Genomic DNA, 17,121 nt, shown 5'->3' on the forward strand with positions numbered 1-17,121 from the left:
AAGAGGGGAACCCCCCGGGGGCGCCGTTCGTCCTCTCGGCCAAACAGGACCTGTAGGCAGACAAGCACGCACGGGGGGGAGGCAGGGGAAAAGAGCGCCGCCGCGCCCGCGCGGGCGCCGGGACCCGGATCGGATCCGAACACGATGAACAGCAGGGTCGCCACGAACACGATCGCGTAATAGGCGTCCCAGCGGGGGTAGATGCGGAAGTACACGTCGGGCGGGAGGGGGCCGGTCAGCCGTCGCGACGGCTCTTCCAGCGGAACGTCAGCAGGCACAGCACCAATCCTCCGGCGCACCAGCCGCCCAGCACCAGCGCGATCCGCCCGTACTCCCAGGCGCCCGTCTGCTCCAGCACGGCCGCCGAATCGGGCAGGAATACCCCGCGGAACCCCTGGCACATCCACTTCAGCGGGAAGAGGGCGCCCACATCGAGCATCCAGTCCGGCAGCGTGTCGATGGAGATATAGACGCCGGAGATGAACTGGAGCACCAGGAACGGCAGAACGACCACCGAGGTGGCGCTCTTGCCCGAGCGCGGCACACTGCTGATGGCGATGCCCAGCAGCGCGCAGCCGGTCAGACCGAGGGCGAGGACCCAGCCGAACGTCAGCCACTTGTCCGCGCTCGTGGGCAGTTCCAGATCGAACAGGGACGCTCCGACGAGCAGCAGCAGGACGGTTTCCACGACCCCGGTGACCAGCACCAGCCACAGCTTGCCGAGGAAGTACGCGGCCGGGGGCATCGGGGTGCCGCGCAACCGCCGCAGCACCTTCTCGTCGCGCTCGACCGCGATGGAGACGCCCAGCGACTGGAAGCTGGTCGACATCACCCCCGCGGCGATCATGGCCGCCACATAGAGCTGTGAGGCGGTGACACCGACCCCCTTGACGTCATCGCTGAAGACCGAGGCGAACAGGGCCAGGAGGACGACGGGGAAGGCAAAAGTGAAGACCACCTGTTCGCGTTGGCGGAAGAACTGCCGCAGCTCGATGACGCCACGGTGAAGTCCGACACTCCAGGCGCCGGGCAGCGGGCGGGAGGCGGCGGCACCGCTGGTACGGCTCGTGGTCATCGCATGTTCTCCTCGTCCGCCGCCGGGCCGCCGAACCGGCCGCTGAGCCGCAGATAGACGTCCTCCAGGGTGGGGCGGACGATCCGCAGCCCGGGTATCTCGCCGTCGAAGCGGCGCATCAGCGCGGCGACGGTACGGGTCGGGGTGGCGGTCTCCTCGCTGCACGGCCCGGTCCCGGGATCGGTCCAGTGGACCGTCGCCAACGATCCGTACCGGTCGCGGAGTTCGGCGGGGGCGCCTTCGGCGGCCACCCGGCCCGCGGTGATGACCGCGAGGCGGTCGGCGAGCTCCTCCGCCTCCTCGAGATAGTGCGTCGTCAGCACGATCGTGGTGCCCTCCGCAGCCAACTTCCGCATCAGCTGCCAGAACTGACGTCGCGCCACCGGGTCGAAGCCGGTGGTCGGCTCGTCCAGGAGCAGCAGATCCGGATCGCCGATCACCCCGAGGGCCACATCCAGCCGGCGCCGCTGGCCGCCCGACAACGCCTTGACCCGGCTGCGCGCCTTGGCCTCCAGCCCGACCAGCCCGATGACCTCCTCGGGGTCGCGCGGCCGGGGGTAGTAGCGGGCGAAATGGCGCACCGTCTCCTCCACCGTCAACTCGGCGGGAGACGACTCATCCTGCCAAACGATGCCGATCCGGGAACGCCAGTCCCGTCCCGCCGAGCCGGGGTCCTGGCCCAGCACGTTGACGTCTCCCGAATCCCGGTCGCGATGGCCCTGGAGGATCTCCACCGTCGTGCTCTTGCCCGCCCCGTTGGGACCCAGGATCCCGAACACCTCACCCTGCTGAATGTCCAGGTCAACGCCGTCCAGCGCGGTGATCGCGCTGTATCTCTTGCGGAGTCCGCGCACCCGTACCGCTTGATGTGTCATGGTCACGAGACTCGCGCCCCGGGCGGCTTCCGGGGACGACCGGGCGGCCGGCCTTATGTCCGTCGAACGGGGGACACGCGATGATGGCCGAGCTGTGGTAACCGGGCCGTACGGCGATGCCCGTTGCGGCACAATGGCCGTGCCCGACGGGGGCCTGGACACTCTGGACTCTGTGGAGAGCGACGGACGGCGATATGGCGACGACAGTGGTGGACGACGTGGAGTCCGGCGAGGTGCGGGAGAGCGTGCGGAGCGGGACCGGAGGCGGTCGTGCCTTCGCGCTGTTGCTCGTGATCACCGGAGCGCTGGGGCTGCTCGCCGCCTGGGTCATCACGATCGACAAGAACAAGATCCTCGAGGCCAAGGCGGAGGGGAAGACCTTCACCCCCGGCTGCAGCCTCAACCCGATCGTCTCCTGCGGCAACATCATGGAGAGCGACCAGGCCCAGGCGTTCGGCTTCCCGAACCCGATGCTGGGGCTCGTCGCCTACGGCATCGTCGTGTGCGTGGGCGTGTCCCTGCTGGCCGGGTCCCGGTTCCCGCGCTGGTACTGGCTGACGTTCAACGCGGGCACGCTGTTCGGCGTCGCGTTCTGCACCTGGCTCCAGTACCAGTCGCTGTACGTCATCGGTTCGCTGTGCCTGTGGTGCTGCCTGGCCTGGGTCGCCACCATCGTGATGTTCTGCTACGTCACCGGCTACAACATCAAGCACGGCTACCTGCCGGCCCCGGAGGGGCTCAAGCGGGGACTGCTGGAGTTCCACTGGGTGGTGCCGGTGTTGTGGATCGGCATCATCGGGATCATGATCCTGACCCGCTGGTGGGACTTCTGGACCGGCGCCCAGGGCTGACGCGGGGCGGCGCTGTCAGTGGGGTGTCATAGGCTTCCCGGGTGGAGCCAGACCTGTTCACCGCCGCCGCTGAGGAACGCCAGGAGAAGGACCCCGCCAGCAGTCCGCTGGCCGTGCGCATGCGTCCGCGCACCCTGGACGAGGTCGTGGGGCAGCAGCATCTGCTGCGGCCCGGGTCTCCGCTGCGGAGACTGGTCGGCGAGGGCAGCGGGGGACCGGCCGGACCGTCCTCGGTGATCCTCTGGGGGCCGCCGGGCATCGGGAAGACCACGCTGGCCTATGTGGTCAGCCAGGCCACCCAGAAGCGCTTCGTGGAGCTGTCGGCGATCACCGCCGGGGTCAAGGAGGTGCGGGCCGTCATCGACGGGGCGCGCCGGTCCTCCGGGGCGTACGGCCGGGAGACGGTGCTGTTCCTCGATGAGATCCATCGCTTCAGCAAGGCCCAGCAGGACTCCCTGCTGCCCGCCGTGGAGAACCGCTGGGTGACGCTGATCGCCGCCACCACCGAGAATCCCTATTTCTCGGTGATCTCCCCCCTGCTGTCACGTTCGCTGCTGCTCACCCTGGAGCCGCTGACCGATGACGACTTGCGCGGGCTGCTGGGCCGGGCGCTGGCCGATGAGCGGGGGCTCGGGGGCGCGGTCACGCTGCCCGAGGAGGCCGAGGCGCATCTGCTGCGGATCGCGGGCGGGGACGCCCGGCGCGCGCTGACGGCGCTGGAGGCGGGCGCGGGCTCGGCGATAGCCAAGGGCGAAGCGGAGATCACGCTGACCACGCTGGAGGAGGCGGTCGACCGGGCGGCGGTGAAGTACGACCGCGCGGGCGATCAGCATTACGACGTGGCGAGCGCCCTCATCAAGTCCATCCGCGGCTCGGACGTGGACGCGGCGCTGCACTACCTGGCGCGGATGATCGAGGCGGGGGAGGACCCGCGGTTCATCGCGCGGCGGCTGATGATCTCGGCGAGCGAGGACATCGGACTGGCCGATCCCACCGCGCTGCCCACCGCCGTGGCGGCGGCCCAGGCGGTCGCGCTGATCGGCTTTCCCGAGGCGGCGCTCACCCTCAGCCACGCCACCATCGCGCTGGCCCTCGCGCCCAAGTCCAACGCCGCCACCACGGCGATCGGCGCGGCGCTGGCAGATGTCCGGGCGGGGCTGGCCGGACCGGTACCGGCGCATCTGCGGGACGGCCACTACAAGGGCGCCGCGAAGCTGGGGCACGCCCAGGGCTATCTCTATCCGCATGACCTCCCGGGCGGGATCGCCGCGCAGCAGTACGCCCCGGACAAGATCCACGGCAAGCGGTACTACGAGCCGACGCGGTACGGCGCCGAGGCGCGTTACGCCGATGTGGTCGAGCGCGTGCGCGCCCGGCTGCGCGGCGATGCGCCCCCCGCACCGGATGCGTCGTAGCTGCCGCGCGCTCGTCCCTTCGGGTGCGGTTCGGGTGCGTTCTTCAACCGGCATCAACCGGCCTTCAACCGGCCGCGTCGAACAGCAGATGCATCGCCCGCCGCAGCTCGGACACGGTGCGCACCGGCTCCGGGAAGTCGAAGCGCGCGTCGAAGGGCCGGCCGGAGCCATCGGTGAAGCGGATCCTGAGCCCGAAGCGGTCCAGCGCCACCGGGATCGCCTGGCCGTGGGTGCACACCAGCGACGAGCGGTCGCCGAGCAGGGCGCACAGCCCGCGCACCTGGTCGCTGTGGGCGGAGTGCAGATGCTGGAGCAGATCGGCCTCGTGCGCGGCCAGCGGATCGGGGTCGGCCACCGCGAACTCCTCCGGCTCGACGTCGTCCGCGCCCCACAGGTCGTCCACGCACGCCTCGGCGACCTCCAGCCGCAGCAGGGTCCACGAGGTCCGCGGGGAGGGGCCGTTGCCGGAGTCGGGCAGCAGCGCCTCGCGCAGCCCGAGCAGTTCCCCGACCGGGTGGTGTTCGGCCATCAGAGCGGCTCCGGCCGCCCGTTCGCCGTTGCGCACGGGGGTGAGCCAGCCGGAGATCCAGGCCCGGCCGCGGATCCGGTGGGGCATCGCCACGGGGGCGACGTCCGTGATCTCCATCACGCAGGCCAGGTCGTCATGCTGGGCGTACGCGGCGGCGCGGGCGGCCGGAGAGCCGCCCGGGACCAGCAGCAGAACGTCCCCCTCGGGGGTCACGGTACGGGCCGCCGGCTCATGTGCGCCGAGCTCATCGGGGACCTCGATTCCGGGAATCGACAAAGACGCCGTAGCCTTGGCATCCACGAGAGTCCGTATGCGCTCCGCCGCCGATGGCCGCAGGGCGCCTTCCATGGGACGCGGCTGACCCTTCTCGGCGCTCTGACCAGTGCTGGGCAGGGGGATCCCAGGTCGAAACATGCGTTCTCCTCGGCTAAGGTAAGGCTAACCTAACGTACATGGAGGAAGGTTCCACGTGAACCAGTCGCGTCCCAAGGTCAAGAAGTCGCGAGCGCTCGGCATCGCGCTGACCCCGAAGGCCGTCAAGTACTTCGAAGCTCGCCCGTACCCGCCGGGTGAGCACGGCCGTGGCCGCAAGCAGACCAGTGACTACAAGGTCCGTCTGCTGGAGAAGCAGCGTCTGCGCGCTCAGTACGACATCAGTGAGCGCCAGATGGCCCGTGCCTACGACCGCGCTCGGAAGGTCGAAGGCAAGACGGGCGAAGCCCTGATCGTCGAGCTTGAGCGCCGTCTGGACGCGCTCGTCCTGCGGAGCGGTATCGCCCGCACGATCTACCAGGCCCGCCAGATGGTGGTCCACGGCCACATCGACGTCAACGGCCGCAAGGTCGACAAGCCCTCCTTCCGCGTCCGCCCGGACGACGTGGTGATGGTTCGCGAGCGCAGCCGCGACAAGCACCCCTTCCAGGTGGCCCGTGAGGGTGGCTACGCCCCCGACGGCGAGACCCCGCGCTACCTTCAGGTCAACCTGAAGGCGCTGGCCTTCCGCCTGGACCGGGACCCCAACCGCAAGGAGATCCCGGTGATCTGCGACGAGCAGCTCGTCGTCGAGTACTACGCCCGCTGATCCAGCGGACACCGCGTACTCATCCGGCCCGCGGGTTCCCCCGACTTCGTCGACGGGGGCCCGCGGGCCGTTCGGTCCCCGCTCGTCCGGTCCGGTTCCCACCGGCCGCGAGTGCGGGACCCTAATGCGTTTCAGGTGGGCCCGCGCGGCGCGATAAGGTCGATACCTGCCGCCCGCGCCCGGATGACCGCCCGAGAGCGGCGGGCGACGGACGACGGACGACCGAGTACGACGACCGACGACGAGCGGCAGCAGGGGAGCGGTGCAACGTGTCCGGTGGAGAGGTGGCCGGGATCCTCGTGGCCGTCTTCTGGGCGATCCTCGTGTCCTTCCTCGCCTTCGCACTGGTGAGGCTCGCGCAGACGCTCAGGGCGACCACCAAGCTGGTGGCCGAGGTCACCGAGCAGGCCGTACCGCTGCTCAGTGAGGCCTCCGCGACCGTCCGCTCGGCCAACACCCAGCTCGCGCGGGTGGACTCGATCGCGGCCGACGTCCAGGAGGTCACCTCCAACGCCTCCGCGCTCTCCTCGACCGTCTCCACCGCCTTCGGCGGACCGCTGGTCAAGGTGGCCGCGTTCGGCTACGGCGTGCGCCGCGCGATCGGCCGCAAGGGGCGCCCGGACGAGCGTCCCGCGCGCACCGTCGTCGTCGGCAAGACCCTGCCGTCCGCCCGCTGGGGCGGCCGCCGCAACCGTGGATCGAAGGGCTGACAGACCGGATGTTCCGCCGCACGTTCTGGTTCACCACCGGCGTCGCCGCCGGTGTGTGGGCCACCACCAAGGTCAACCGCAAGCTCAACCAGCTCACCCCGGAGAGCCTGGCGGCGCAGGCCGCCGACCGGGCGGTGCTCGCGGGCCGGCGGATCAAGGTCTTCGCGCTCGACGTGCGGGACGGCATGGCCGACCGTGAGGCGGCGCTCAAGGACGCGCTCGGTCTGACCGCGGCACCCCCCGCCGACGACATCCGGCAGCTGCCCGCCCAGCGTGGCCGCGCCCAGCTCACCCACCCCCACCACCCCACATCCGCCGGAAATGAGGACCACTGATGGAGTCGGCTGAAATCCGCCGCCGCTGGCTGCGCTTCTTCGAGGAGCGCGGGCACACCGTCGTGCCGTCGGCGTCGCTCATCGCGGACGACCCGACGCTGCTCCTGGTCCCCGCGGGCATGGTCCCCTTCAAGCCGTACTTCCTCGGCGAGGTCAAGCCGCCCTTCGACCGGGCCGTCAGCGTGCAGAAGTGCGTCCGCACCCCGGACATCGAAGAGGTCGGCAAGACCACCCGGCACGGCACCTTCTTCCAGATGTGCGGCAACTTCTCCTTCGGCGACTACTTCAAGGAAGGGGCCATCCGCTACGCCTGGGAGCTGCTGACCTCCTCCGTCGAGGACGGCGGCTACGGCCTGGAGGCCGACCGGCTGTGGATCACCGTCTACGAGCAGGACGACGAGGCCGAGCGCATCTGGCGTGATGTCATCGGCGTCCCCGCCGAGCGTATCCAGCGCCTGGGCATGGGCCCCAACTACTGGTCCATGGGCGTCCCCGGCCCCTGCGGTCCCTGCTCCGAGATCAACTACGACCGTGGCCCGGAGTTCGGCGAGGAGGGCGGCCCGGCCGTCAACGACGAGCGCTACGTGGAGATCTGGAACCTGGTCTTCATGCAGTACGAGCGCGGTGCGGGCGAGGGCAAGGAGAACTTCCCGATCCTCGGTGAGCTCCCCTCCAAGAACATCGACACCGGTCTCGGCCTCGAGCGGCTCGCCATGATCCTCCAGGGCGTGCACAACATGTACGAGACCGACACCCTGCGCGTGGTCATGGACAAGGCCACCGAGCTGACCGGGGTCGCCTACGGCGCCGCCCAGGACAGCGATGTCGCGCTGCGCGTGGTCGCCGACCACATGCGCACCTCCGTGATGCTCATCGGCGACGGCGTCACCCCCGGCAACGAGGGCCGCGGCTATGTGCTGCGCCGCATCATGCGCCGCGCCATCCGCAACATGCGCATCCTCGGTGCCACCGGCCCGGTCGTCGGTGAGCTGGTCGACGTCGTCCTGAAGACGATGGGCCAGCAGTACCCGGAGCTGCTCACCGACCGCAAGCGCATCGAGACCGTCGCCCTCGCCGAGGAGGCCGCCTTCCTCAAGACGCTGAAGGCCGGCACCAACATCCTGGACACCGCCGTCAGCGACACCAAGGCCGCCGGTGGCCGTGTGCTCGCCGGCGACAAGGCGTTCCTGCTCCACGACACCTGGGGCTTCCCGATCGACCTCACCCTCGAGATGGCCGCCGAACAGGGCCTGAGCGTGGACGAGGACGGCTTCCGCCGTCTGATGAAGGAGCAGCGGGAGCGCGCCAAGGCCGACGCCAAGGCCAAGAAGACCGGTCATGCCGATATGTCCGCCTACCGTGAGGTGGCCGACACCTCCGGCTCCACCGTCTTCACCGGCTACACCGCCACCGAGGGCGAGTCCACGGTCGTCGGACTGCTGGTCGACGGGGTGTCCTCACCCGCCGCCGGCGAGGGCGACGAGGTCGAGGTCGTCCTGGACCGCACCCCGTTCTACGCCGAGGGCGGTGGCCAGCTCGCCGACACCGGCAGGATCCGGCTGGACTCCGGCGCCGTCGTCGAGGTCCGTGACGTCCAGCAGCCGGTGCCCGGTGTCAGCGTGCACAAGGGCGTCGTCCAGGTCGGTGAGGTGACGGTCGGCTCCGGTGCCCACGCCCAGATCGACGTCACCCGGCGCCGTGCCATCGCCCGTGCCCACAGCGCCACCCACCTGACCCACCAGGCGCTGCGCGACGCCCTCGGCCCGACCGCCGCCCAGGCCGGTTCGGAGAACTCGCCGGGCCGCTTCCGCTTCGACTTCGGCTCCCCGGCCGCCGTACCCGGCACCGTGCTCACCGATGTCGAGCAGAAGATCAACGAGGTCCTCTCCCGGGAGCTCGACGTCACCGCCGAGGTGATGAGCATGGACGACGCCAAGAAGCAGGGCGCCATCGCCGAGTTCGGCGAGAAGTACGGCGACCGGGTGCGCGTGGTGACCATCGGCGACTTCTCCAAGGAGCTGTGCGGCGGTACGCATGTGCACAACACCGCCCAGCTGGGTCTGGTGAAGCTGCTCGGCGAGTCCTCCATCGGCTCCGGGGTGCGCCGTGTCGAGGCCCTGGTGGGCGTGGACGCCTACAACTTCCTCGCCCGTGAGCACACGGTCGTCTCCCGGCTGACCGAACTGGTCAAGGGCCGCCCGGAGGAGCTCCCGGAGAAGATCTCCGGCATGCTCACCAAGCTCAAGGAGGCGGAGAAGGAGATCGAGCGGTTCCGCGCCGAGAAGGTGCTCCAGGCCGCCGCCGGTCTCGCCGCGGGCGCCAAGGACGTCCGGGGCGTGGCCCTGGTCGCCGCCAAGGTGCCGGACGGCACCTCCGCCGACGACCTGCGCAAGCTGGTGCTGGACGTCCGCGGGCGCATCCCGGGTGACCGCCCGGTCGTCACCGCCCTGTTCACGGTGGCGAACGACCGTCCGCTGACCGTCATCGCCACCAACGAGGCCGCCCGTGAGCGCGGGCTCAAGGCCGGTGACCTGGTCCGCACCGCCGCCAAGACGCTCGGCGGCGGAGGCGGCGGCAAGCCGGACGTCGCCCAGGGCGGCGGCCAGAACCCGGGCGCCGTCGCCGAGGCCATCGAGGCCGTCGAGCGGCTCGTCGCGGAATCGGCCTGACCGCCGTGCGACGCGGCAGGCGCATCGCCATCGACGTCGGGGACGCCCGCATCGGGGTCGCCTCGTGCGACCCCGACGGGATCCTCGCCACCCCCGTGGAGACGGTGCCGGGACGTGACATCCCGGCCGCCCACAAGCGGCTGGCGGCGATCGTCGGGGAGTACGAGCCCCTGGAGGTGGTGGTCGGCCTGCCGCGTTCGCTCAGCGGACGCGAGGGGCCGGCCGCGGCCAAGGTACGGACCTTCGCGCGGGAGTTGGCGCGGCGGGTGCAACCGGTCTCGGTGCGGCTGGTCGACGAGCGTATGACCACTGTCACAGCGGCCCAGGGGCTGCGCGCTTCCGGCGTGACGTCCAAGAAGGGCCGTTCGGTGGTTGACCAGGCAGCCGCCGTGGTGATCCTGCAGAGCGCGCTGGAGGCGGAGCGTACCTCGGGACGGCCGCCGGGAGAGGCCGTCGAAGTGGTCATCTGATCGCGATACGGTAACGTTCCGCGCGACATGGCAGCCGCGAACCCGAGCACCGACCGCGGCCGCCACCACCGTCGCTAGGGGTTCGATGACTGAGTACGGCCGGGGACCCGGCTCCCAACCGTGGCATCCCGAGGACCCGTTGTACGGGGACCAGGGATGGGGACACCAGGCGGTTACCGGTCACGATCCCCAGCAGGCCGCTTACGGCCAGGACCCGTACGCCCAGGACCCGTACGGGCAGGGCGCGCACGCACCGGACGGCTACGGCCAGGACCCCTACGGACAGGATCCGTACGGACACCAGCGTGACCCCCACGGCCATCCGCAGGACCCCCAGCAGTACCAGCAGCAGCCGCAGCAGCCGCAGTGGAACGGGCAGAACGGCGGCCATCCGCAGCAGATGCCGCAGAACTACGCGGGCGGCGGCTGGGACGGCGGCTACGGCGGCGGTCTCGATCCGCACGATCCCTACGCCCGGCCCGCCGACCCGTACGGCGCCGGCCAGGGCGCCCCCGCCCCCGGCGGCTACTACGGCCAGGACGGCTACCAGCAGCAGGTTCCGCAGCAGGCCCAGCACCAGGTTCAGCAGCAGGTCCCGCAGTCCGCGCCGCAGACACAGGCCATGCCGCGGGTGCAGGAGGCGCCGCAGACGCAGGAGATGCCGCAGGTGCCCCAGGATCCGGCCGCGCCGGATCCGGCCGCCGAGGAGACCCGTCGGCGCGGGCGCCCGGAGGAGGACCACCCCTTCTTCCAGGACGGCAAGGGCAGCCGTGGCCGGATCCCGTCGGACGATGACGGGGACGACGACGCCGATGACGGCGCCGCGACCGGTGAACGCCGCGGCAAGAAGGGCGGATCGGGCAAACCTGCCAAACGCCGCAGTGGCGTCGCCTGCCTGTTCGTCACCGTCGCCCTGGTGGGCGTGGTCGGGGGTGGCGGTTACTTCGCCTATGACTTCTGGCAGAGCCGGTTCGGCCCGGCGCCGGACTACTCCGGTGCGGGCAGCGGCTCGGTCACCGTCGAGATCCCCGAGGGCTCCGGCGGTGCCACGATCGGCGACATCCTCACCAACAAGGGCGTGGTGAAGAGCAGCCGGGCCTTTGTGAAGGCGGTGGAGGACAGCGGCAAGGTCATACAACCGGGCACCTACACCCTGAACAAGGAGATGTCGGGTGCCGCCGCGGTCAAGATGATGTCCGACCCGACGAGCCAGAACGCCCTGATGGTCACCGAGGGCATGCGCAACGCCACGGTCTACGCGGCCATCGACAAGAAGATCGGCCTGAAGTCGGGCACCACCGCGGGCATCGCCAAGAAGGAGGCCAAGAACCTGGGCCTGCCGTCCTGGGCCGATGACAACGCCAAGATCAAGGATCCGCTGGAAGGATTCCTCTACCCGTCGCGCTACAGCGTCGGCGAGGACGCCAAGCCCAAGGATGTCCTGCGCAAGATGGTCGCCCTGGCCCGGCAGAACTACGCCAAGCAGGACCTGGAGGGCAAGGCCGACGAACTCGGCCTGAAGTCGCCGCTCCAGCTGATCACCGTCGCCAGCCTGGTCCAGGCGGAGGGCGTCACCCACAGCGACTTCCGCAAGATGTCCGAGGTCGTCTACAACCGGCTGAAGCCGGGCAACACCGAGACCAACGGCAAGCTGGAGTTCGACTCCACGTACAACTACATCAAGAACCAGAGCAAGATCGATATCTCCATCAGAGAGATCAAGAAGTACAACAATCCGTACAACACGTACTTCTACGCCGGGCTGACCCCCGGTCCGATCGGCAACCCGGGCCAGGACGCGCTCAAGGCGGCGATGAACCCGACCGACGACGGCTGGTACTACTTCATCTCGCTCGACGGCGAGACGAGCCAGTTCTCCAAGACCTACGCCGAACACCAGAAGTGGGTCGACAAGTTCAACCGGCAGCGCAAGAACGACGGCTGAGGAAAGATGTCGGAAAACCGCAGGGCCGCGGTGCTCGGTTCGCCCATCGCCCACTCCCTGTCACCGGTACTGCACCGGGCCGCCTACCGCGAACTCGGCCTGGGCGGCTGGGTCTACGACCGCTTCGAGGTGGACGAGGCCGCACTGCCCGGCTTCCTCGCGCGGCTCGGCGAGGACGGCGGCCCCGCCTGGGCCGGGCTCTCGCTGACCATGCCGCTCAAGCGCGCCGTCATCCCGCTGCTGGACCGGGTCAGCGAGACCGCGGCATCGGTGGAGGCCGTCAACACGGTGGTCTTCACCGACGACGGCCACCGCGTCGGGGACAACACCGACATCCCGGGAATGGCGGCCGCCCTGCGCGAGCGCGGGGTGGAGCGGGTCGAGCGCGCCGCCGTGCTGGGCGCCGGGGCCACCGCCTCCTCCGCCCTCGCCGCGCTCGCCCTGATCTGCGACGGCGAGGTCACCGCATACGTCCGCAGCCAGGCGCGGGCGGCCGAGATGCGGCAGTGGGGTGAGCGGCTGGGTGTGGTGGTGCGCACGGCGGACTGGTCCGACGCGGCCACCGCCTTCGACGCCCCGCTGGTGATCGCCACCACCCCCGCGGGTACCACCGACGCGCTGGCCGGGTCCGTCCCGGACCGGCCCGGCGCGCTCTTCGACGTGCTCTACGATCCCTGGCCGACCCCGCTGGCCGCGGCCTGGTCGGCGCGCGGCGGCGCGGTCGTCGGGGGTCTGGACCTGTTGGTGCACCAGGCGGTTCTGCAGGTCGAGCAGATGACCGGCCGGGCACCCGCGCCGCTGGCCGCGATGCGCGCGGCGGGCGAGGCCGCGCTGGCGGCGCGCGGCCGCTGACGCCCCCGCCCACCCGCTGATGCACCCGGCCCACCCGCTGACGCCCCGGCCCACCCGCTGATTCCGGGACGATGGGGTCCGCCAGCTGGACCGGAGCCCCGGTGGCCCTCGTGGACGTGGGAGGATCGTAGGTGGCGGGCCGGGGCCGGTGCCCCCAGCCACCGCTGGGAGGTGTGCCCAGGCCGCGCCGTACGACGTCGAGGCGCGAAGCATGAGGGAGCACCGTTGAGCAGGTTGCGTTGGCTGACCGCGGGGGAGTCGCACGGCCCCGCACTCGTGGCGACGCTGGAGGGGCTGCCCGCCGGTGTACCGATCACCACCGAGATGGTGGCGGACGCCCTGGCGCGGCGGCGGCTCGGCTACGGCCGCGGTGCCCGGATGAAGTTCGAGCGGGACGAGGTCACCTTCCTCGGCGGCGTACGCCACGGTCTGACCCTCGGCTCACCGGTCGCCATCATGGTCGGCAACACCGAGTGGCCGAAGTGGGAACAGGTCATGGCAGCCGACCCGGTGGACGAGGAGATCCTCGCGGGACTGGCCCGTAACGCGCCGCTCACCCGCCCCCGCCCCGGCCACGCCGACCTAGCCGGAATGCAGAAGTACGGCTTCGACGAGGCCCGGCCGATCCTGGAGCGCGCCAGCGCCCGGGAGACCGCCGCCCGGGTCGCCCTCGGCACCGTCGCCCGCTCCTACCTCAAGGAGACGGCCGGGATCGAGATCGTCTCCCATGTGGTGGAGCTGGCCGCGGCCAAGGCCCCCTACGGTGTCTACCCCCGGCCGTCCGACGTCGAGCAGCTGGACGCCGATCCGGTGCGCTGCCTGGACTCCGGCGCGAGCAAGGCGATGGTGGCCGAGATCGACCAGGCCCACAAGGACGGCGACACCCTCGGCGGTGTCGTGGAGGTGCTGGCCTACGGCGTGCCGGTGGGCCTCGGCTCCCATGTGCACTGGGACCGGCGGCTGGACGCCCGGCTGGCGGCGGCCCTCATGGGCATCCAGGCCATCAAGGGCGTCGAGGTCGGCGACGGTTTCGACCTCGCCCGGGTGCCCGGCTCCCAGGCGCATGACGAGATCCTGCCGTCCGAGGACGGCATCAAGCGCGCCTCCGGCCGCTCCGGCGGCACCGAGGGCGGGCTGACCACCGGTGAGCTGCTGCGCGTCCGCGCCGCGATGAAGCCGATCGCGACCGTGCCGCGCGCGCTGGCCACCATCGACGTCACCACCGGTGAGCCGACCACCGCCCACCACCAGCGCTCCGATGTGTGCGCCGTCCCGGCGGCGGGGATCGTCGCCGAGGCGATGGTCGCGCTGGTGCTCGCCGACGCGGTCGCGGAGAAGTTCGGCGGCGACTCGGTCCCCGAGACCCGCCGCAATGTGCGGAGCTTCCTCGAGAACCTGGCCATCCGGTGAGCGCCCCGAGCGGGCCGGGCGGACCCGCGGTGGTCCTGGTCGGGCCGATGGGCGTGGGCAAGACGACCGTCGGACGGGTGCTCGCGGACCGGCTGGGCACCACCTTCCGTGACACCGACGCCGATATCGTCGCGGCCTCGGGCAAGGAGATCGCGGAGATCTTCATCGACGAGGGCGAACCGCACTTCCGCGAACTGGAGCGGCAGGCGGTGCGCACCGCGGTCGCCGGGCACACCGGTGTGCTGGCCCTGGGCGGCGGCGCGGTGATGGACGAGGGCACCCGTGCCCTGCTGTCCGGGCTCCCGGTGGTCTTCCTGGAGATGGGCGTCGCCGAGGCCGTGCGGCGCACCGGTCTGGACGCCCCGCGTCCGCTCCTCGCCGTCAATCCCCGGCAGCGCTGGCGCGAGCTGATGGAACAGCGCCGCCCCCTGTACACCGAGGTCGCCCGTGCCGTGGTGGCGACCGAGGGCCGCACCCCCGAAGACGTCGCCGACGCCGTCCTGGACGCACTGGAGCTGAAGCAGGCATGACCACCGACACCCCCACGCGCATCCAGGTCGCCGGTACGGCGGGGACCGAGCCGTACGAGGTCCTGGTCGGGCGGCAGCTGCTCGGGGAGCTCCCCGGGCTGATCGGCACCCCGGCCAAGCGCGTCGCCGTCCTGCACCCCGAGGCGCTGGCCGAGACCGGTGAGGCGGTCCGCCAGGACCTCGCCGACCAGGGTTACGAGTCCATCGCCATCCAGCTGCCGAACGCGGAGGAGGCCAAGACCGCCGAGGTCGCCGCCTACTGCTGGAAGGCACTCGGCCAGACCGGCTTCACCCGCACCGACGTGATCATCGGGGTCGGCGGCGGCGCCACCACCGACATCGCGGGCTTCGTGGCCGCCACCTGGCTGCGCGGAGTGCGCTGGATCGCCGTGCCGACCACCGTGCTGGGCATGGTGGACGCCGCGGTCGGCGGCAAGACCGGGATCAACACGGCCGAGGGCAAGAACCTCGTCGGCGCCTTCCACCCCCCGGCCGGGGTGCTGTGCGACCTCGCCGCGCTGGACTCGCTGCCCGTCAACGACTTCGTCAGCGGACTGGCCGAGATCATCAAGGCGGGCTTCATCGCCGACCCGGGGATCCTGGAGCTCATCGAGCGGGACCCGGCCGCGGCCCGCACCCCCACCGGTCCGCACACCGCCGAGCTGATCGAGCGCTCCATCCGGGTCAAGGCCGAGGTCGTCTCCGGTGACCTCAAGGAGTCCGGCCGGCGCGAGATCCTCAACTACGGGCACACCCTCGCGCACGCCATCGAGAAGAACGAGCGCTACAACTGGCGGCACGGTGCGGCGGTCTCCGTCGGCATGGTCTTCGCGGCCGAACTCGGCCGTCTCGCGGGCCGGTTGGACGACGCCACCGCCGACCGGCACCGCGCCGTGCTGGAGTCCGTGGGGCTGCCGCTGACCTACCGCGGTGACCAGTGGCCCCGGCTGCTGGAGACCATGAAGGTCGACAAGAAGTCCCGCGGTGACCTGCTGCGCTTCATCGTGCTCGACGGGCTGGCCAAGCCCTCGGTCCTGGAGGGCCCGGACCCGGCCGTCCTGCTCGCGGCGTACGGGGAGATCTCGGCCTGAGCCGGGCCGCCGGGCGGGTGCGGACCACCGGCCGGCGGACCGGATCCCCTCTTCCCCTCGTCCTGGCCGACGGAGATGGCCACCGGAGCCCGCGGTACCGCCGCGGGCTCCGGTGATTTCCGCTCCGGAAGTCCGCGGCCACGGGCTTCCGGAGAGGAATCGCCTGGCAGACGCGGTGTACCGGGCACGCAACAGGTTCGTCCGCCGTTCACACAGCGGACGTCGGGCCAGGTACCGTTCGGTAGGAGCGGCCTCACCGCCGCCTCGCTACGCGACAGTTGCCGGACTTGCCTGTACGAGACGGAGTGCCACCGGATGCAGCACGCAGTGGGAGCTCCGCTGCCACCGCCCCACGGACCGGGGCAGGGGCCCGGACCGCGGGACGGAGGCTGGGCCCAGGGCGCAGGCCACCACCCGGGCCCTCACCCGAACCCTCCCGTTCCGCCCGTGCCCCCGCCGCCCGCCCACCCGGGCCCGCCCGCACACCAGGTCCCGCCGCCGCAGCCCCCCGTCCACCAGGGCCCGCCCCCTCAGGTACCGCCGCCGGTCCCGCAGGCGGCGGCCCCCTCCGTGGCGCCGCCGTCCGCCGAGACCGGGGGTGTCACCGGCCATGTCCAGCTGCCCCCCGGCGGTCCGGTGCCGCTGCCGCATCCCTCGCCTGACCAGCCGGTGCCCGACGCCTCGCAGACCGCGGTGGCGGTGCTGCTGATCGGCCCGGCCGGAGCGGGCAAGACGACGGTCGCCCGCCACTGGGCCGACCGCCGGCGGGTGCCCACCGCCCACATCAGCCTGGACGACGTCCGCGAATGGGTCCGCTCCGGATTCGCCAACCCGCAGTCGGGGTGGAACGAGAACTCCGAGGCGCAGTACCGGCTGGCCCGCCGCACCTGCGGCTTCGCCGCCCGTAACTTCCTGGCCAACGGCATCTCCTGCATCCTCGACGACGCGGTCTTCCCGGACCGTCCGGTCGTCGGGCTCGGCGGCTGGAAGCGCCATGTCGGCCCCGGTCTGCTGCCCGTGGTGGTGCTGCCCGGTCTGGAGATCGTGCTGGAGCGGAACGCGGAGCGCAGCGGCAACCGCCGCCTCAGCGACGACGAAGTGGCCCGGATCCACGGCCGGATGGCCGGCTGGTACGGCTCCGGGCTGCCGATCATCGACAACTCCACCCATGACGTGGAGACCACCGCGCGGATGCTGGACGAGGTCGTCGCCCGGTCCATCGCGAGCCCGCCCACCTGGTAGCCCGCGCGGCGCTCCGGCGGGCGACGCCCATACGGCCCCGC

Annotated in this window: 16 protein-coding genes and 1 pseudogene; 13 read left to right on the forward strand and 4 right to left on the reverse strand. The window is 71.3% G+C overall.

Translation table 11 applies throughout. From position 1 onward, the window contains the following. The 3 genes and pseudogenes from AC07FT_RS27305 to AC07FT_RS27315 form a co-directional block, all read right to left on the reverse strand. Nucleotides 1–278: pseudogene (locus tag AC07FT_RS27305) on the reverse strand (sensor histidine kinase); the annotation flags it as partial. Next, on the reverse strand, nt 236–1,075 hold the full coding sequence (locus tag AC07FT_RS27310) for an ABC transporter permease (protein ID WP_479178499.1): 840 nt from the start codon (nt 1,073–1,075) through the stop codon (nt 236–238). The pseudogene AC07FT_RS27305 and the gene AC07FT_RS27310, both read right to left, overlap by 43 nt. After that, a complete protein-coding gene (locus AC07FT_RS27315) occupies nt 1,072–1,950 on the reverse strand; it encodes an ABC transporter ATP-binding protein (RefSeq protein WP_479178500.1) in 879 nt (292 codons plus the stop codon). Before AC07FT_RS27315 ends, AC07FT_RS27310 begins: the two co-directional genes overlap by 4 nt. Nucleotides 1,951–2,144: 194 nt before the next feature. On the opposite strand from AC07FT_RS27315, the gene AC07FT_RS27320 reads away from it, so the two are divergent. Both AC07FT_RS27320 and AC07FT_RS27325 read left to right on the forward strand, forming a co-directional pair. Then, the gene (locus AC07FT_RS27320) at nt 2,145–2,801 is read left to right on the forward strand and encodes a vitamin K epoxide reductase family protein (RefSeq protein WP_479178501.1); all 657 of its coding nucleotides are present in this window, start codon (nt 2,145–2,147) and stop codon (nt 2,799–2,801) included. A 41-nt stretch (nt 2,802–2,842) separates the two neighbouring features. Then, complete coding sequence (locus tag AC07FT_RS27325) at nt 2,843–4,216, forward strand: replication-associated recombination protein A (protein WP_479178503.1); 1,374 nt, start codon at nt 2,843–2,845, stop codon at nt 4,214–4,216. 64 nt (nt 4,217–4,280) lie between these two features. On the opposite strand, the gene AC07FT_RS27330 is transcribed toward AC07FT_RS27325, so the two are convergent. Continuing rightward, complete coding sequence (locus AC07FT_RS27330) at nt 4,281–5,021, reverse strand: DUF2470 domain-containing protein (RefSeq protein ID WP_479178504.1); 741 nt, start codon at nt 5,019–5,021, stop codon at nt 4,281–4,283. A gap of 193 nt (nt 5,022–5,214) precedes the next feature. Here AC07FT_RS27330 and rpsD point away from each other — a divergent pair, with 193 nt between their 5' ends. The 11 genes from rpsD (at nt 5,215) to AC07FT_RS27385 (ending at nt 17,080) form a co-directional block, all read left to right on the forward strand. Continuing rightward, the gene (gene rpsD / locus AC07FT_RS27335) at nt 5,215–5,826 is read left to right on the forward strand and encodes a 30S ribosomal protein S4 (protein WP_176179690.1); all 612 of its coding nucleotides are present in this window, start codon (nt 5,215–5,217) and stop codon (nt 5,824–5,826) included. A 269-nt stretch (nt 5,827–6,095) separates the two neighbouring features. After that, nucleotides 6,096–6,536, forward strand: a complete 441-nt coding sequence (locus tag AC07FT_RS27340; protein ID WP_254742092.1) for a DUF948 domain-containing protein — start codon at nt 6,096–6,098, stop codon at nt 6,534–6,536. An 8-nt stretch (nt 6,537–6,544) separates the two neighbouring features. Further along, nucleotides 6,545–6,871 (forward strand): DUF6167 family protein, encoded by a 327-nt coding sequence (locus AC07FT_RS27345; RefSeq protein ID WP_479178506.1) that lies wholly within the window; start codon nt 6,545–6,547, stop codon nt 6,869–6,871. Continuing rightward, the gene (gene alaS, locus AC07FT_RS27350; protein ID WP_479178507.1) at nt 6,871–9,540 is read left to right on the forward strand and encodes an alanine--tRNA ligase; all 2,670 of its coding nucleotides are present in this window, start codon (nt 6,871–6,873) and stop codon (nt 9,538–9,540) included. The genes AC07FT_RS27345 and alaS overlap by 1 nt, the downstream gene beginning before the upstream one ends. A gap of 5 nt (nt 9,541–9,545) precedes the next feature. Continuing rightward, nucleotides 9,546–10,010, forward strand: a complete 465-nt coding sequence (gene ruvX / locus AC07FT_RS27355) for a Holliday junction resolvase RuvX (protein WP_254742083.1) — start codon at nt 9,546–9,548, stop codon at nt 10,008–10,010. Between the two features lie 85 nt (nt 10,011–10,095). Beyond that, nucleotides 10,096–11,955, forward strand: a complete 1,860-nt coding sequence (gene mltG, locus AC07FT_RS27360; protein ID WP_479178508.1) for an endolytic transglycosylase MltG — start codon at nt 10,096–10,098, stop codon at nt 11,953–11,955. Between the two features lie 6 nt (nt 11,956–11,961). Then, a complete protein-coding gene (locus tag AC07FT_RS27365; protein ID WP_479178510.1) occupies nt 11,962–12,807 on the forward strand; it encodes a shikimate dehydrogenase in 846 nt (281 codons plus the stop codon). A gap of 225 nt (nt 12,808–13,032) precedes the next feature. Further along, nucleotides 13,033–14,217 (forward strand): chorismate synthase, encoded by a 1,185-nt coding sequence (gene aroC, locus AC07FT_RS27370; protein ID WP_479178511.1) that lies wholly within the window; start codon nt 13,033–13,035, stop codon nt 14,215–14,217. Between the two features lie 47 nt (nt 14,218–14,264). Beyond that, entirely contained in the window at nt 14,265–14,747 is a 483-nt protein-coding gene (locus AC07FT_RS27375) for a shikimate kinase (RefSeq protein WP_479178614.1), read from the forward strand. Then, nucleotides 14,744–15,838 (forward strand): 3-dehydroquinate synthase, encoded by a 1,095-nt coding sequence (gene aroB / locus AC07FT_RS27380; protein ID WP_471205354.1) that lies wholly within the window; start codon nt 14,744–14,746, stop codon nt 15,836–15,838. Before AC07FT_RS27375 ends, aroB begins: the two co-directional genes overlap by 4 nt. Before the next feature lie 315 nt (nt 15,839–16,153). Further along, the gene (locus AC07FT_RS27385) at nt 16,154–17,080 is read left to right on the forward strand and encodes a Pro-rich N-terminal domain-containing protein (protein WP_479178512.1); all 927 of its coding nucleotides are present in this window, start codon (nt 16,154–16,156) and stop codon (nt 17,078–17,080) included. The last annotated feature ends 41 nt before the right edge of the window (nt 17,081–17,121 follow it).

It is taken from the genome of Streptomyces sp. NPDC045899, assembly GCF_056431485.1.

What these genes read in the sequence shown, in the direction of transcription:
- mltG (WP_479178508.1), top strand. Translation starts at nt 10,096, where the DNA reads ATGACTGAGTACGGCCGGGGACCCGGCTCCCAACCGTGGCATCCCGAG.
- AC07FT_RS27315 (WP_479178500.1), bottom strand. Translation starts at nt 1,950, where the DNA reads ATGACACATCAAGCGGTACGGGTGCGCGGACTCCGCAAGAGATACAGC.
- AC07FT_RS27320 (WP_479178501.1), top strand. Translation starts at nt 2,145, where the DNA reads ATGGCGACGACAGTGGTGGACGACGTGGAGTCCGGCGAGGTGCGGGAG.
- AC07FT_RS27345 (WP_479178506.1), top strand. Translation starts at nt 6,545, where the DNA reads ATGTTCCGCCGCACGTTCTGGTTCACCACCGGCGTCGCCGCCGGTGTG.
- alaS (WP_479178507.1), top strand. Translation starts at nt 6,871, where the DNA reads ATGGAGTCGGCTGAAATCCGCCGCCGCTGGCTGCGCTTCTTCGAGGAG.
- AC07FT_RS27310 (WP_479178499.1), bottom strand. Translation starts at nt 1,075, where the DNA reads ATGACCACGAGCCGTACCAGCGGTGCCGCCGCCTCCCGCCCGCTGCCC.
- AC07FT_RS27385 (WP_479178512.1), top strand. Translation starts at nt 16,154, where the DNA reads ATGCAGCACGCAGTGGGAGCTCCGCTGCCACCGCCCCACGGACCGGGG.
- aroB (WP_471205354.1), top strand. Translation starts at nt 14,744, where the DNA reads ATGACCACCGACACCCCCACGCGCATCCAGGTCGCCGGTACGGCGGGG.
- AC07FT_RS27365 (WP_479178510.1), top strand. Translation starts at nt 11,962, where the DNA reads ATGTCGGAAAACCGCAGGGCCGCGGTGCTCGGTTCGCCCATCGCCCAC.
- AC07FT_RS27375 (WP_479178614.1), top strand. Translation starts at nt 14,265, where the DNA reads ATGGGCGTGGGCAAGACGACCGTCGGACGGGTGCTCGCGGACCGGCTG.